14 protein-coding genes are annotated in these 14,384 nt (G+C 69.9%); 6 read left to right on the top strand and 8 right to left on the bottom strand.

Annotation, left to right across the window (positions count from 1 at the left end):
* Positions 1 to 18 precede the first annotated feature (18 nt).
* Complete coding sequence (locus tag OG429_RS24405) at positions 19 to 345, top strand: hypothetical protein (protein WP_328927396.1); 327 nt, start codon at positions 19 to 21, stop codon at positions 343 to 345.
* A 1-nt stretch (position 346) separates the two neighbouring features.
* On the opposite strand, the gene OG429_RS24400 is transcribed toward OG429_RS24405, so the two are convergent.
* From OG429_RS24400 to OG429_RS24390, 3 genes are all read right to left on the bottom strand, one after another.
* A complete protein-coding gene (locus OG429_RS24400) occupies positions 347 to 673 on the bottom strand; it encodes a nuclear transport factor 2 family protein (RefSeq protein ID WP_328927395.1) in 327 nt (108 codons plus the stop codon).
* A gap of 146 nt (positions 674 to 819) precedes the next feature.
* Positions 820 to 1,650 (bottom strand): polysaccharide deacetylase family protein, encoded by an 831-nt coding sequence (locus OG429_RS24395; protein ID WP_328927394.1) that lies wholly within the window; start codon positions 1,648 to 1,650, stop codon positions 820 to 822.
* 270 nt (positions 1,651 to 1,920) lie between these two features.
* Positions 1,921 to 3,513: an MDR family MFS transporter gene (locus tag OG429_RS24390; RefSeq protein WP_328927393.1), complete on the bottom strand. Its 1,593-nt coding sequence runs from the start codon at positions 3,511 to 3,513 to the stop codon at positions 1,921 to 1,923.
* Positions 3,514 to 3,658: 145 nt separating this feature from the next.
* Between OG429_RS24390 and OG429_RS24385 the strand changes: the two genes are divergently transcribed.
* The 3 genes from OG429_RS24385 (at position 3,659) to OG429_RS24375 (ending at position 7,932) form a co-directional block, all read left to right on the top strand.
* Positions 3,659 to 4,252: a TetR/AcrR family transcriptional regulator gene (locus OG429_RS24385; protein ID WP_328927392.1), complete on the top strand. Its 594-nt coding sequence runs from the start codon at positions 3,659 to 3,661 to the stop codon at positions 4,250 to 4,252.
* A 96-nt stretch (positions 4,253 to 4,348) separates the two neighbouring features.
* The gene (locus tag OG429_RS24380) at positions 4,349 to 5,119 is read left to right on the top strand and encodes a hypothetical protein (protein WP_328927391.1); all 771 of its coding nucleotides are present in this window, start codon (positions 4,349 to 4,351) and stop codon (positions 5,117 to 5,119) included.
* Between the two features lie 47 nt (positions 5,120 to 5,166).
* Positions 5,167 to 7,932 (top strand): VWA domain-containing protein, encoded by a 2,766-nt coding sequence (locus OG429_RS24375; protein WP_328927390.1) that lies wholly within the window; start codon positions 5,167 to 5,169, stop codon positions 7,930 to 7,932.
* 69 nt (positions 7,933 to 8,001) lie between these two features.
* Here the strand turns inward: OG429_RS24375 and OG429_RS24370 are convergent, their stop codons facing one another.
* Entirely contained in the window at positions 8,002 to 8,424 is a 423-nt protein-coding gene (locus OG429_RS24370) for a nuclear transport factor 2 family protein (protein ID WP_328927389.1), read from the bottom strand.
* A 117-nt stretch (positions 8,425 to 8,541) separates the two neighbouring features.
* Here OG429_RS24370 and OG429_RS24365 point away from each other — a divergent pair, with 117 nt between their 5' ends.
* Together OG429_RS24365 and OG429_RS24360 are read left to right on the top strand one after the other, a co-directional pair.
* Complete coding sequence (locus tag OG429_RS24365) at positions 8,542 to 9,087, top strand: TetR/AcrR family transcriptional regulator (protein WP_328927388.1); 546 nt, start codon at positions 8,542 to 8,544, stop codon at positions 9,085 to 9,087.
* Positions 9,088 to 9,213: 126 nt separating this feature from the next.
* Positions 9,214 to 9,495 (top strand): hypothetical protein, encoded by a 282-nt coding sequence (locus tag OG429_RS24360; protein ID WP_328927387.1) that lies wholly within the window; start codon positions 9,214 to 9,216, stop codon positions 9,493 to 9,495.
* A gap of 36 nt (positions 9,496 to 9,531) precedes the next feature.
* On the opposite strand, the gene OG429_RS24355 is transcribed toward OG429_RS24360, so the two are convergent.
* From OG429_RS24355 to OG429_RS24340, 4 genes are all read right to left on the bottom strand, one after another.
* Positions 9,532 to 10,263, bottom strand: coding sequence for a hypothetical protein (locus OG429_RS24355; RefSeq protein WP_328927386.1), 732 nt, complete (start codon positions 10,261 to 10,263; stop codon positions 9,532 to 9,534).
* A gap of 403 nt (positions 10,264 to 10,666) precedes the next feature.
* Entirely contained in the window at positions 10,667 to 11,311 is a 645-nt protein-coding gene (locus OG429_RS24350; RefSeq protein WP_328930400.1) for a hypothetical protein, read from the bottom strand.
* 14 nt (positions 11,312 to 11,325) lie between these two features.
* A complete protein-coding gene (locus OG429_RS24345) occupies positions 11,326 to 13,911 on the bottom strand; it encodes a hypothetical protein (RefSeq protein ID WP_328927385.1) in 2,586 nt (861 codons plus the stop codon).
* Positions 13,908 to 14,336 carry a DUF6507 family protein gene (locus OG429_RS24340; protein WP_328926888.1) on the bottom strand — a complete coding sequence of 143 codons (429 nt, stop codon included), beginning with the start codon at positions 14,334 to 14,336 and terminating at the stop codon, positions 13,908 to 13,910. The genes OG429_RS24345 and OG429_RS24340 overlap by 4 nt, the downstream gene beginning before the upstream one ends.
* Positions 14,337 to 14,384 lie beyond the last annotated feature (48 nt).

Below are 14,384 nucleotides of genomic sequence, written 5' to 3'. Positions count from 1 at the left end.
GCACGCGGCATCGCCGGAATGTACGCGGCGGCCATCGGCGGCGTGGACGGCCGGGCTCCGCTGCTGAAGCCGGAGACCCTGGCGGAGTGCGCGAAGCCGCACACCCCGGGCGTGGACCTGGTGACGGCGGAGGCGGACCGCTTCGCGCTGGGCTTCACGCGGCAGCCCGCCGTGGGCACGGAGGCCTTCGGGCACAGCAGCGCGGCGGGCTCCCATGGCTTCGCGGACCCGGTCACGGGAATCGCCTACGCGTACACACGCCGCCGTTTCGCCTTCCCGGGCGGAGCGGCACCGGAGAACGAGCGCCTGACGGCGGCGGTGCTGGGGGTGGCGCGGGGGCTGTGACTCAGGCCTGGCCGGTTTCGAAGCGGCTGATCTTGCCGCCGGGGGTGACGTCGAAGCGCCATGCGGTGCGCATCTCGCCCCAGGTGTCGTTGCGGTAGGAGACGATGAGGGCGTGGCCGCCGTCGGATTCCTTCTGGACGTCCATGTGGCCGCCGGAGTCGAAGATCTCCCGGTCGATCCACTCGCGGAGGTCGCGGTCCGAGCCGTCGTCGGACATGGTCGCGTCGGGGGTCAGCAGGGCGAGGAAGGCGTCCTTGTCGTGCGCGTTGACGGCAGTGACGAAGGCGCCGACGGCGGGGTCGGAGAGTTTTCCGGGGCTGATGGTCACGGGGGCCTCCTGGTCGGGGCTGGTTCGGACTGGTTCGGACTGGTCGGGCGTACGTTCGTACGCGCGTGACCAGGGAACACCCCGGGGCGCTCCGGGTCGTCGACCCTCACCCGTTCGCCGCCGGACGGCGTGTCAGCCCGCCCCCGTCAGGACGGGTCGGTGGTCTCGGGGGCGGTGCGGACCGGGAAGCCGGTCGCCCGGCCCTGCTCCTTCAGCCAGGCCAGCACCTGGTCGAGCGCCTCGACGGTCTGTGCGCGGTTGCCGCCCCCGTCGTGGAAGAGGACCGTCGGGCCGTTGCCGATCTCGCGCTTCACGGCGTCGACGACGGCGGCCGTCCCCGGCTTGCCGAAGTCCTTGGTGTCGACGTTCCAGCCGAGCGGGCGCATGCCGTTCGCTGCGGCCAGGCGGCGGCTGTCGGGGGTGAAGGCGCCGCCGGGGGCGCGGTAGTACTCGACCTTCGCGCCGCCGCCCGCGGCTTCCTCGATCAGCCGCTTCGCGTCGAGGATCTGCTGTTCCTGGTAGGCGACGGGCTTCTTGTCCATGGCCGTGTCGTGGTCCATGGTGTGGTCGCAGAGCCGGTGGCCGGCGGCGACGACCTTCTTGACGAGGCCGGGGTGGGCCCTGGCCTGCGGCCCGATCATGCAGAAGGTGGCCTTCACGTCGTACTTCTCCAGTACGTCGAGGACCTTCGGGGTCCACCGGGGGTCGGGGCCGTCGTCGATGGTGATGTTGACCGCGTTCCCGCCGCTCTCCGACGCGTGGGCTATGCCCTCGGGTATCCGCTCCGGTTGCTGCTGCGGCCCGCGCGCCGCGCCGTCGGCGTCGCGCTGGCGCGACACGTTCGAGCCGGGGGTCTCGTGTCCCGACTCCACCAGCGTCGCCACTCCCCAGATCGTCGCCGCGACGGCGACGGCCGACGCCGCGACGGCTGCGCGGGCCCGGATGCCCTTCTCGTTGACGCGCGCCAAGAAACCCATGTCCACTCCCCATCCGCATGTGAGCGTTCTGTGGATCAGGACGTGCGCCGCCGCCGGGGGGTTCCAGCCGATTAGCAGTTGAATTCCATGTAATAGGACTTTGGTCCCGAGTTGCCGGAGTTGCAGGAGTTACAGCAGTTACGGGAGTTGCCGAACTGGCCGAACCGGCGGCGCGGTTGACGCGTGTACGCAAAAGGCCCGGCCCCGGTGGATCCGTTCATCCACCGGGGCCGGGCCGTTGTGCGTTTCGTACGCCGCGCGTCGCGTGCGTCAGTGCGCGACGGACTCCTGCGGAGCCGGGGCCGTCTTGCCGCCGTCCGCGCCGTCGGCCGGGGCCGGGCCCGCGCCCCGCAGCGGGACCTCCTTGACGAACCAGGCAGCCGCGAAGCCCAGTACGGCGATGGCCGCGCCGAGCAGGAACGCGGAGTGCGTACCGGCGGCCACCGCGTGCTGGTAGGCGTCGCGTACGGCTTCCGGCAGCTTGGCCAGGCTCGCCGCGTCCAGCTGGGCGGAGCCCGCGGCGTCCGCGGCCTGGGGACCCAGGCGGTCGGACATGGTGTCCGTGACCCGGGAGGTGAAGAGCGAGCCCATCAGCGCCACGCCGAAGGAGCCGCCGAGCGTGCGGAAGAGGGTCGCCGACGAGGACGCGACACCCATGTCCTTCATCTCGACGCTGTTCTGCGCGACCAGCATGGTGATCTGCATCAGGAAGCCGAGCCCGGCGCCGAGGACGGCCATGTACAGGCCGGAGACGAGGCGCGAGGTGCCGGTGTCCATCGTCGCGAGCAGGAAGAGCCCGACGACCATGAGCGCGCCGCCGACGATCGGGAAGATCTTGTACTTGCCGCTGCTGGTGGTGATGCGGCCCGCGATCAGCGAGACGACCATCATCGAGAGCAGCATGGGCAGCAGGAGCAGACCCGAGTTGGTGGCGGAGGCGCCCTGGACCGCCTGCTGGAACAGCGGCAGGTACAGCACGCCGCCGAACATCGCGAAGCCGACGAGGAAGCCGATCACGGACATGAGGGTGAAGTTGCGGCTGCGGAAGATGTGCAGCGGCATGACCGGCTCGGCGGCCTTGGTCTCGGCGTAGAGGAACGCGGCGATCGAGACCAGGCCGACGACGATCAGGCCGATGATCTGGCCGGAGCCCCAGGCGTACTCGGTGCCGCCCCACGTCGTGACCAGCACGGTGGAGGTGATGGCGACGGTGAGGAGTGCCGCGCCCAGGTAGTCGATCTTCGGGCGCTCGCCCTCGCCCGTCTTCTTGGGGAGGTGCAGGACGGCGGTGACCATGGCGAGCGCGACCGCGCCGAGCGGCAGGTTGATGTAGAAGGACCAGCGCCAGCCCATGTGGTCGGTGATGGTGCCGCCGACCAGCGGTCCGCCGATCATGGCGAGGGCCATCACGCCGGCCATCATGCCCTGGTACTTGCCGCGCTCACGGGGCGGGATCAGGTCGCCGATGATCGCCATGACGCCGACCATCAGACCGCCGGCACCGAGGCCCTGGATCGCGCGGAAGCCGATCAGCTGGCCCATGTCCTGGGCCATGCCGCTGAGCGCGGAGCCGATCAGGAAGATGACGATCGAGGTGAGGAAGGAGCCCTTCCGCCCGTACATGTCGCCGATCTTGCCCCAGATGGGGGTGGAGGCCGCGGTGGCCAGCGTGTAGGCGGTGACCACCCAGGAAAGGTGCTCCAGGCCGCCGAGCTCGCCGACGATGGTGGGCATCGCGGTACCGATGATCATGTTGTCGAGCATGGCCAGCAGCATCGCGATCATGAGCGCCATGAGAACGACGCGCACACTGCGCGGCTTCACCCCCTCCGAGGCTCCGGCCGTTTTGACTGTCTCGCCCATGTCCACTCCCCTGGCACTTCCACTGCTGCACTTCTGGTCTTCGAGCGCCGGCTCTTACTTGCCGACCGGCTAGTTCACTACAATGGGGACGGTAGACCCGTCACTAGCCGGGCGTCAAGTAAGTAAATTTTGGGGAGAACCGATCATGACGACCAGCTCCAGCAGCGGTCCGCAGCCGCGCCGTGGCAACACGCGCCAGCGCATCCAGGACGTCGCGCTGGAGCTGTTCGCCGAACAGGGCTACGAGAAGACGTCGTTGCGCGAGATCGCGGAGCGGCTGGAGGTCACGAAGGCGGCGCTGTACTACCACTTCAAGACCAAGGAAGACATCATCATCAGCCTCTTCGAGGACCTGACGCGGCCGATCGACGAGCTGATCACGTGGGCGGAGGGGCAGCCGCGCACCCTGGAGACCAAGTGCGAGGTGCTGCGCCGCTACAGCGAGGCGATGGCGGCGGGCGCCTCGCTGTACCGGTTCATGCAGGAGAACCAGGCGACGATGCGGGAGCTGAGCATCGGCGAGACGGTGAAGCAGCGCCTCTTCCGGCTGGTGGAGCTGCTGCGCACGGAGGACGGCCCGCTGACGGACCAGGTCCGCTGCGTGAGCGCCCTGTTCACGCTGCACGCCGGCATGATGTTCCTCCAGCACGTGGAGGGCGACCCGGAGGAGACGCGCCAGGCGGCCCTGGAGGTCGCGACGGACCTCATCACCCAGGCCCACCACCACGACGCGAGCTGAGGGACCGGCGCTTCCCGGGGGCACGAGGATCCGCTCCCCGGACGCTCCTGACCGTATCCCGTACACCTGCATGCCCAAGGCCCTACAGTCCGTGGCATGTTGGAGCTATTTCAGGTCCTCGGCGGTATAGCCGGATTCGGTGGCGTGGCGCTCGGAGTGCTGTTCCTCCTTTACCGGGACCTCGTCCGCAACATCATTCAGCACAGGATGTTCCGCACCTTGACCGCGGGACAGGCCACCGGACTGTTCGGGGCTGTGATCGTCTTCGCCTTCGCCATAGCGATCCTGGGCATCTTCGCCACCCTCGCCGACGGCGAGGGAGCCCAGCAGTTCATGATCCTGGTCGGCATCCTGCTGGCGTTCCTCCTGGCCTCCCTCCTGGTCGTGGGTCGGCTCTTCACCGGGGGGCGCCGGAACGGGCCGGAGCCCGGGGCGGCGGAGGAGCGGTCACTGGCCAAGGTGGCACGGCTGATCGCGGCGAACGAGCCCGACCAGGCGCAACGCGCGCTCGGCTCGGCGGGGATCGACCGCGAGGCCGAGGAGTTCTGGTACTGGAAGGCCAGGATCGCCCTCGCCCGCTCCAACCCGACGGTGGCCGCGGGATACGTCGACGAGGCCCTGAAGATCGAGCCTCGGAACGGGCACAGCATCGCCCTCAAGATCAGGATCCTGCTGGTCGGCCGGAGCCCGGCGGACCGTGACGAGGCGGTGCGGATCGCCGCCGCCAGCGAGGGGATCAGCAGCGAACTGGACATCTGGCTGCGGCTCTTGCGCGCGGAGGGGATGTTCGACGTGAGGGTGCGGACCAACACCGAGCTGGACGAACGCTGCCCGCTCCCCGCCCGCCACGGCCAGGCCGCGGCCTGACGCCCGGCCCGGCGGATGACACGGAGAAGGAATCGGAGAAAGCACGCATGACACAAGACCCCAGCGGCTCCACGCCCCCCGCCCCCGCCGTCCTGTACCTCGCCGGAGCGGGGAGGAGCCGCTTCTGGTCCTTGTCCTCCCGCCGGGAGGAGCGGGAGTGCCGCCACCGGGCGACGCGGCGCGGACTGTCGCTGCTGGACCGGACCGCGCGCACCCCGCAGGAGGCGGACGACCTACTGAGAGACTTACCGGACGGCGTGGTCGTGGCCGAGCCGGCCATCACCGACCACGACGAGCTGCGGAAGGCGCTCATGAGTGCCGACACCCTCCTTGAGGGGCTCCTCGGGCTGGGCGCCACACTCAGGCTCTGCGACGTCCGGGGCACACCGTCGCCTGCCGTCGACCGCTGGTCGGACGGCACGGCCGTACTCCTCACCGTCGCCCCCTTCCCGGGCCTGCCCAGCGCGGACGGGGGCCGCCGGGCACGTGAGTGCGAGGAGTACGCGCAGCGGTGCGGGCTTCGCGTGGGCACGGTCATCGACAGCCGGCAGGCGCACCTCGACTTCATTGCGAAGGAGCTCTCGCGGCCGGCGAGGGGGACGGTACCCACGATCGTGATCCACCCTGACGCCCTCGCCCTCGCCCCGGACGCCGAGGGGAGGCCCGGCCGGATCGGCGCGGCAGGCAGGTGGCTCCTCCAGGGGCGCGTAATCCACTCCGCGTTGCAGCTGCGCAGCTCGCGTGCAACCGAGGACATGCCGCGCCCGCGGGCAGCCGAGCCCCGGCCATGGACCGACCCCGCTCCGGAGGAAGTGCCTGGCAGTGAGCGCCGGCCCGCGGAGCGCCCGCACGAGTCCCACCAGGGCGAGGAGCTGCGCGACGAGGAGCTGCGCGACGAGGAGCTGCGCGACGAGGAGCTGCGCCTCGGGGGGGAGCTGCGCCACGCGCAGGAGCTGAGCGAGGAACGGCGCGAGGAGCTGTACGAGGAGATGCGCGAGCGCCGGCGGCTCGTGGCGCGGCTCAAGCAGCAGCGCCAGGAGCTTGAGGAGGGCCAACACGAGGCCTATCGGAGGAGGGCCGCCTCGCGTCCCAGCCCTCGCGCGGCGTCACCGGCCCCGGCCAGTGGCGCGGACCGATGGACGAGGAGCGATCCGCAAACCGCCCCGGCCTACGGCCAAGCCCAGGCTCCCGCCTTCCCCGCCCGTCTCGTCCGTGGCATCAACCTTCCCCCGCTCCCCTCCCGCGCCCCCGGCCGTCCCCTCCCCCACGACGGCCTGTTCATCCGTCGGCGCAGCGCCTACGGGACCCGCTCCGTGGTCGGTGTCACCGAACTCATCGACAGCGGTGTGCTGATCGAACAGGACCACATCCGCTTCGACGACTTCGTGGCCGCCCGCACCGACCAGGTCCCCGGCCCGCCCGAGGGCGAGGCGCTCGCCGTCAGCCACGGGCTCGCCCTGGTACCCGGCGACTCCAAAGCCCACGAGGACACCACCCACTTCGTCGAAATCGCGCTGAAGGCGGGTGCGGAGGCGCAGCCGGGCGTGCCCGCGAAGGAACCCCTGCCGGTGAACTTCGTCTTCGTCGTGGACACGAGCAGCTCCATGGCGGGCGAGAAGCTCGACACGGTCAAGTCCGCGCTGCAGGAGATCTACGAACGGCTGCGGCCGACGGACTCGCTCGGCATCATCACCTTCGCCACCGATGTGTCCACCCTCCTGCAGGCGACCCGCAAGGAGGAGCTGCCGCCCGAGAGGTTCGCCTCGACCGTGGCCGGCATGACCGCCTACGGCGGGACCGACATCCAGCTCGGCGTGCAGTACGGCATCGCGGAGATCAGCCGCCGCGCGAGCGCCGGCCGTACCGTCAACCGGCTCTACCTCTTCTCGGACGGCGACCCGACCTCCGGCGAACGGAACTGGACCACCGTCCGGAAGAACCTCGCGGCCCGGCTGCGCGGTGACCTGACCCTCTCGTGCTTCGGCTTCGGCACGGACGCGCGGATGGCCGAACTCTCGGCGCTCGCCGGGACCGCCCGCGGCCACTGCACCTTCGTCACCCGCCCGGAACAGGTCCGCTCCGGACTACTGGAGGACCTGGAGCGGCGTGACCACCTCGCCGCGATCGACATCCAGCTCCGGATCGACATCGACCCGGCGGTGACGGTGTGGCACCTGTACGGGCATGACCTGGTCACCGATCAGCGGGTACGGGCCCGGGTGTTCCGCGAGTCCCGCGACGCGGCCCGCCGCGCACGGGAGGAGTACGGCACCGAGGTACTGCCCGATCTGATCACCGGAGACAAGGGCATCCGGATCTTCGCCCCGGATCTGGCCTTCGGCGAGACGTACTGGGTGGTACTGGAGATCCAGGCGCCGGAAGGCTCCGTACCGGCGGGCGGGATCGGTACGGCGACCGTGCAGTACGTGGACACCGTGGCACGTGAGAACCGCAGCCGGGAGATCGTGCTGTCGGACGCGGCCACGCTCGCGGAGGAGACCGTGACGGTACACGCGGTGGGCCTGCGGACGAGCGAGATCACCTTCCACGCGCTCGACGACCTGTACGAGAACGACCGCGATGCCGCCGGGCAGCGTCTGACGCAGCACATCGAGGTCCTCAAGCAGGTCCACCGGACCGTCCCCGCGCCCGAGTTCGTCGACGACCAGGTGACGATCGAGAAGCTGCTCGCCCTGGCAGGGACGCTGGGCACGACCGCGGCCTTCTCGGACTCCGCCGTGCCCGCCTCCGCCCCGGGCATCCGGGGCATGAACCGCTTCGCGCGGGTCAGATCCGGCTTCGCCGCCTTCTGACCGGCCCGTGTCCCGATCGCCGCCGGGGCCGGACACGGGTCCCGGCGGCGGGAGGACCCTGCGCCCGCATCACCGGAGCCGGCGGTCCTCGGCGGCGATCGGGACGTCGTTGATGCTGGCCTCGCGGCGGCTCATCAGGCCGTCCGGGGTGAACTCCCACTGCTCGTTGCCGTGGCTGCGCCACCACTGGCCGGAGGTGTCGTGCCACTCGTACTCGAAGCGGACGGAGATGCGGTTGCCGGTGTATGCCCAGAGCTCCTTGCGGAGCCGGTAGTCGAGCTCGCGCTCCCACTTCGCGGCGAGGAAGTCGCGGATCTCGGCGCGGCCGGTGAGGAAGCGGTCGCGGTTGCGCCACCGCGAGTCCTCCGTGTACGCGAGGGCGACGCGCTCGGGGTCACGGCTGTTCCAGGCGTCTTCGGCGGCCTGCACCTTGGCCCGGGCCGATTCCTCGGTGAAGGGCGGCAGCGGCGGGCGGACAGCGCTTTCGTTCATGACGGACCCTCTCGCGATCAGACGGGAAGAACGACCGTTCTCGAATCAGAGAACGATCGTTCTCACTTTAGAGAACGACCGTTCTCGGTGCAACCGGATCTGGACTACGCTGCCCCCATGGACGACGAAGAGGCCCGCACCCGACTCCTGGACACGGCGGAGGAGCTGTTCTACGCCGAGGGCATCCAGGCCGTCGGCATGGACCGCATCCGCGCCGGGTCGGGGGTCCCCCTCAAGCGGCTCTACCGGATCTTCCCGGCGAAGGAAGCACTCGTCACGGCATATCTGGAGCGTCGTGACCGCCGCTGGATGACGAGCTTGCGCGAAGCGGTGAAGACGCCGGCCGCAGCCGCTGATCCCGTCGCGGCCGTCTTCGGCTGGCTGGCGGACTGGTTCTCGGAGCCGGACTTCCGGGGCTGCGCGTTCCTGAACGCCTTCGGGGAACTCAGCGCCGCCCACGCGGGGGTACTGGACGTCGTACGCCGCCACAAGGCGGAGCTACGGGCCCTGCTGGCCGACCTGGCCGGCCCGGATCGCGCGGACCTGGCGGACCAACTGCTGATCCTGGTCGAGGGTGCGACCGTGGTCGCCGCCTTGGACCCCGGCCCGGAACCGGCCCACCTGGCCGGCGAGATGGCACGACGGCTGCTGTCCGCCCGCTAGGCCGAACAGCCGGCCGTACGGGCAGACGGCACAGGGAGGTCCGCCACCGCTCGCTCACGCCCACTCCCGGACGTAGCGTCGCAGGCAGGACCCCCTCCCCTTGACGTACGGAATCGAGGAACCGAGATGGCCGTTCTGGTCTACAACCGGGGCGCGGACTGGACCCAGGAGCTCTACCAGGCGATGCACGACCGCGTGCTCCCGGACCCCGCGAACCCGCCCGCCGGACTCCTCGCCCATTTCGCGTCGCCCAGCGAGAGGGGCGGCTGGCAGGTCATCGACGTGTGGGAGTCGGAGGCGGACTTCCAGCGCTTCACGGAGGAGAAGCTCATCCCCGCCGCGCAGGATCTCGGGACACCCCCGTTCGAGACGAAGGTCAGCGAGATCTACAACCACCTGATCCCGTAGCCGGGCCGCACACGCCGATACGGAACACCCGGGCTGTCACCGCTCCTGCGAGCGCCCGCGCACCTTGCGCAAGATCTCCTCGCCGAGCAGCTTGCGATCCGCATCCGGCCCGAAGCGCTGCGCCTCCACCGCTTCGGCCAGGCGCCTCGCCTGCTCCGGGTCGAGTACGTCGACCATGTGCGCCGCGAGCCGTAGGGCGTGGTACTGCTCGAAGGCAGTGCGCGACTCGGTGATGGCGGCAAGGGTGGCTTCGAAGTTCCGCAGTTCAGGGCGGGCCTGCATCATCGCCAAGGCGGTGATGCGCTGCTCGTCCGTCCCGTGCCGCAACCAGTGCAAGACCTCGGCCGGCTCGAAGGACCGCTCCTGCGCCAAGCGGCGCGCACGGGCAACCACCTCTTCCATGGCCCGGGTGCGTGAGGCGCCGGGGCGCATCGAACGGCGTACTGATCCGTAGTCGGCGGCAATGGGTGTCGCGGCCTCCAGCAGGGTCCTCGCCTCTGCACGCAGCTCGTTGGCCGTGGCGATGTCTCCCTGGCGCTCGGACTCCTCCGCCAATGCGAACCTCTCCGCTGCGTCGGCCCGCATCCTCAGCGTGGCCCCGCCGAACTCCAGGCTCTCGATGCGGCTGCCGAGCAGGGCGAGGAGAAGCAGGACGCCCCCGAATACGATCAGCGCCGCCGAGCCGGTCCCGTTCTGGGTCGCGAAGACCGCAAGCACCCCTGCACCGAATGACGCCGCACCCAGGAGAGCCGTGACCGTGCGCAGCACGGGCGTGAACCACACGTACGCGGCTCTCCGCTTCACCGGCCCCTCCGCTTCTGTCGGGATGGGCGTGAAACTATCGGCTCACGGGCATGGAGCCGGTCAATTGAGGCTTCGTGTCGACGTCGCGCAGGGCACAACACCGGCCTGGCACCGAGTGCTCGCCGACCATCAGACGCAGGTCTACCCCGCGGTCGCCCGGGCGAGGTCGGCCCCTGCAGATCCGAGTGGTAGAACTCGGTACCGACCAGCCGGGCGGCGTCGAGCCTCGCTGTCGGCCGGGTGGCCGGGGGCCGCCGCCATTCTCCACGGCCCCGTTCGGGCTTCCGAACCGGTTCCGGTCGGGGATCCCGACTCCTTCACCTGCTTGTCCAGCACCGCCAGTTGCCGTTGAAACGGATACCGCCGCCTACCCGAATACGGTATCGGTGAGGTCCGGCCCACGCCCGTCGATGATGTCGGGAGCCCCGAGCCCGTAGCCGTCGGCTCGACCGTAGTACGTCGGCTCGCCGGGCTCCGCCTCGACCCCGAGCAACTGGTCGAGCTCCTGCAAGGCTGACGCGAGCCGCGGCGCGTTGTTGGCATGGGTGGCCGGGTGCGGCTCGCCCCGGAAATCACACTGACCCCATACGTCGTGGTACACGGACAGTTCGGCCGAAGGGCCGATCTCGTCGGGTGACACCATGAGTTCGACCAGGCGGTACTCGTTGTGGCGTGTTCCGCTCGCGTCGAACCAGGCTCCGGATCCCAACACGAGGATGCCGCCCATCTCTGCCTGCAGATGGCCGCCCGGCTGACAGGCGCGGAGGGCACCGGGCAGTGCCGGATCACCGAGGGAACGCCCGCCGAGGTCCAGGCGGCTGTGGATGCCGAGGCCGCCCTTGCCGACCTGGAACCAGTTCCACTCAAGTGAGGCCGGCTCCAGCAAAGCGTGCTTCTGAAGCACCGCACCCATGCGCGCCGCGGTTCTGAGAGCGGACTCCAGACCGGGCTCCGCCACGTCGTCCAGGTCCCAGAACCACGAGCCGCACTCCTTCGGCGCGCGCATCAGCATCGACATCGACTTCCTTACGGCTTGGTGGCATTGGTGGGAAATATGGTGACGGACCCGTCGTCGAATCGTAGCTCGAAGGAGGCGTTGCTCCGGTCAGCGGCCCTTTGGACGGTTTGGATTTCACGCTCTGTGAGCTCGCCCCTGAGCCCCCTGATATCCAGAAGCGCGTGCTTGACGTCGACTCCGGGCCCACCGAGCTGCTTCTCCGCGATCTTCTTGACTGCCGACTTGATGCCCGCGACGCTGTCCACGTCCTTGAGCTGGGCGCCGAATTCGATGCGCCCGTCGGGGGTGCGGACCAGCACGTCCAGGTCGAGCTTCTGGGCGGGAAGCTTCAGCTCGAACTCGATGTTCTTGATTCCCTTGGACTGGAGATCCGCAGCGTACTCCAGCGCCTGGTGCACAGCGGGAATCATGCCGTTCTGCTTGACCTGGAACAGAAGGCCCTCAGGGTTCTTGAACCCGGGGGTGTCCGCAAATCGGCCGCTCGCGATGTATTCCGCAACTGCTGCCCCGTATTCCGACTTCTTCAGCTGCACGAGCATGCGGCCCTGGTCCACCGGCGGAACCTTTGCGTTCTTGAGAGCCTCCGTCACGGCGACCTCCCGCTCAGGGGCCATGGGACCACTGGGCTGCTGGCCGATCCGGGGGCCTTCCAGAATGACCGGAGGCTGCTGCTCAGGCATCCCGGGGCCGTTGCCGGGACCGTCGCCGGTCCCACCTCCGCCACCTGGCGTCTCCGGGCCGTCCCCCGCGGACGGGCCGTCCGTGTGCCCGGTGCCGCCCGGGGCTTCCGGGTTTCCACCGTTCGTGGACGGGCCGTCGCCGTGGCCGGGGCCGTCGCCGTGGCCGCCTGTGCCGGGGCCGTCCGTGTGGCCCGCGGTCGACGGGGTGTCCGTGTGGCCGCCGCCCGTGGTCGGGGTGTCCGAGCGGGGGCCAGGGGCGGACGGATCGTGGGTGTCCACGCTGTTGCGCGGCATGTTGTCCGGGGCGTGGCCGCCGGGGGTGTGGTCCGGGACGTGGCCCGCCGGGACGTGGTCCGGGACGTGGAGGGGGTCCGAGATGTCGGAGCCGAGGCGGATGGCGTCGTCGCCGCCGCGGCCGCCGACGCCCGCCATCTCCGGGACCTTGACCGGGGCCGGGGTGTCCGCCTTCGGGACGTCCGCCTTCGGGGTGTCCACGATGTCCGTCGGGGACTGGTCCGCCTTCTGGATGGTCGTGCCGGCGTCGTCGTAGATGTTGCCCTTGGGGTCCATGAACTGCGCCGGACCGTCGCCCGGGAGCTTCACCGAGCCCTCGGGAAGCTGCACCGTGCCCTCGGGCAGCTTGATGTTGCCGTCCGGGAGTTTGATCGCCCCGTCCGGGATCGCGGTGCCCTCGGGGAGGTGGATCGCACCGTCGGGGAGATGGACGGCACCCTCGGGGAGGGCGATCGCGCCGTCCACGTTGATGTTCGGGACCTCGATCTTGCCCAGGCCCTTCAGCCCGGCCATCACGTCGCCGATCTTCGAGATGCCCGCGCCCGCGCCCTTGAAGACGTACGTCATCGGGTCGATGGCCCGCCCGGCCTTGCCCGCGAACGACAGCGCCTTGGCCACCGCGCCCGCCTTGCCCGCACCCGACGCCGCACCGCCCGCACCGCCGGTGAACACGGTCGTCACCACGTTGAAGGTGACCGCACCCGCCGCACGCGACGGGTTCGAGCCCCACTGGTCCCACGCCAGCAGCGCCTTGCCCGTTTCCTTCATCGCCGTACGCGAATCACGCAGCCACGACGGAAGCTTGTCGTCGGGGGCCGCCAGATACGCCGGACCCACGATCGGCAGGGTGGAGATCGCAAGGCCCGTCGCCAGCTTCGCCAGGCCCGTCCAGGCCTGACCCGCCGCGTCCCAGCCCTGGAAGCCGACGAGCGTGCCCAGGCCGACGATCGTGCCCCACACACCGTCGACGATCACGCCCTTGCCGAAGTCGTAGGCGTGCTCCCACACCTGCCACCACGGCACCGACTCCTCCACCGCGTCACCCCACGGCAGCGACTTCGACTGCTTCAGGGCCTCGGCGTCGTAGCCGTACATGCCCTCGCCGTGCGAGCCGTCGTCCTTCTTCAGGGCGGGCCCGCCCACCAGAGCGACGATCTTCGCGTGAGCAGCGCGTTCCACCTCCTGGAACTGCGCCCACACTTCGGCGATGTCATTGCGGCGATCGAGGTTCTCCTCGATCAGATCGCCGTCCTCGCGCCACTTCTTGTCGTCGGACACCTTCGAACGAAACGCTTCGGCTTCCTTCTTCAGGTGCTCCAGCTTCTTCACCAGCGGTTCGACATCGCGACTGTACGTACCCAGCGCCCCCGCGATGGTGCACATGTCGGAACTCAGCTTCAGCCCGAGGTCGGCGACCGGCTTGGTCGTCGCGAACAGCTGGTCCGCCTCCGGCGCCTGGTAGAACGCCTGCAGCCCGCCGAAACTGGTGTGGACGTCACTGGCCTTCGTGGAGACCGTCGCCCCGCCCGACGAGATCTCCTTCACCTTCGCGTCCAGCACCGCCAGATCGCCGGTGAAGACGGGTATCTCGGCCGGATCGACGGGTGCGTTGCCGCTCACTTCTTCCCCCCCGGCTGTTCGCGCAGGACGTCCAGGTTCATGGCCCTTGCCGCGTCCTGAGCGGCCTTGGCCTGGTCCAGGTCGCCTTCGAGGTACTCGTTCGTCGCCTTGACCGCGCCGAGGATGCAGGCCTCGATGCGGTGCGCCATCGACTCCAGTTCCTTCTTGCGGCCCTCCAGGTACGTACCCAGAGCGGCCGCGACCGGGCCCATCGCCTTATGCGACAGCGGAGGCTTGCCCGGCGCCACCGGACCTTGCACCTTGGTCTCGGCCGCCGAGCCGGGCACGGCCGTGCCCGCTGCCTGGGCCGCCTCCGACATGTTCGTGATCAGGGAGTTCAGGGCCTTCTCCAGCTCGCCGGCATTCCCGCCGACGGTCTTCAACTGACCCTGCACACCCTGCGGCTTGATGTCCCACGACGTCATCGACGACCCACCCCCGTGTAGCCCGCTGCCATACAGCCCCGCTGCCCC

Origin of the sequence: Streptomyces sp. NBC_00190 (assembly GCF_036203305.1) — a bacterium.
Lineage (GTDB): Bacteria > Actinomycetota > Actinomycetes > Streptomycetales > Streptomycetaceae > Streptomyces.
This window is presented reverse-complemented; position numbering and strand designations above follow the sequence as displayed.

Bases quoted from the DNA above. Each gene is read 5' to 3' on its own strand.
- OG429_RS24375 (WP_328927390.1), top strand. From the start codon at position 5,167: ATGACACAAGACCCCAGCGGCTCCACGCCCCCCGCCCCCGCCGTCCTG.
- OG429_RS24380 (WP_328927391.1), top strand. From the start codon at position 4,349: ATGTTGGAGCTATTTCAGGTCCTCGGCGGTATAGCCGGATTCGGTGGC.
- OG429_RS24395 (WP_328927394.1), bottom strand. From the start codon at position 1,650: ATGGGTTTCTTGGCGCGCGTCAACGAGAAGGGCATCCGGGCCCGCGCA.
- OG429_RS24390 (WP_328927393.1), bottom strand. From the start codon at position 3,513: ATGGGCGAGACAGTCAAAACGGCCGGAGCCTCGGAGGGGGTGAAGCCG.
- OG429_RS24405 (WP_328927396.1), top strand. From the start codon at position 19: ATGTACGCGGCGGCCATCGGCGGCGTGGACGGCCGGGCTCCGCTGCTG.
- OG429_RS24370 (WP_328927389.1), bottom strand. From the start codon at position 8,424: ATGAACGAAAGCGCTGTCCGCCCGCCGCTGCCGCCCTTCACCGAGGAA.
- OG429_RS24385 (WP_328927392.1), top strand. From the start codon at position 3,659: ATGACGACCAGCTCCAGCAGCGGTCCGCAGCCGCGCCGTGGCAACACG.
- OG429_RS24350 (WP_328930400.1), bottom strand. From the start codon at position 11,311: ATGCTGATGCGCGCGCCGAAGGAGTGCGGCTCGTGGTTCTGGGACCTG.
- OG429_RS24360 (WP_328927387.1), top strand. From the start codon at position 9,214: ATGGCCGTTCTGGTCTACAACCGGGGCGCGGACTGGACCCAGGAGCTC.
- OG429_RS24365 (WP_328927388.1), top strand. From the start codon at position 8,542: ATGGACGACGAAGAGGCCCGCACCCGACTCCTGGACACGGCGGAGGAG.
- OG429_RS24340 (WP_328926888.1), bottom strand. From the start codon at position 14,336: ATGACGTCGTGGGACATCAAGCCGCAGGGTGTGCAGGGTCAGTTGAAG.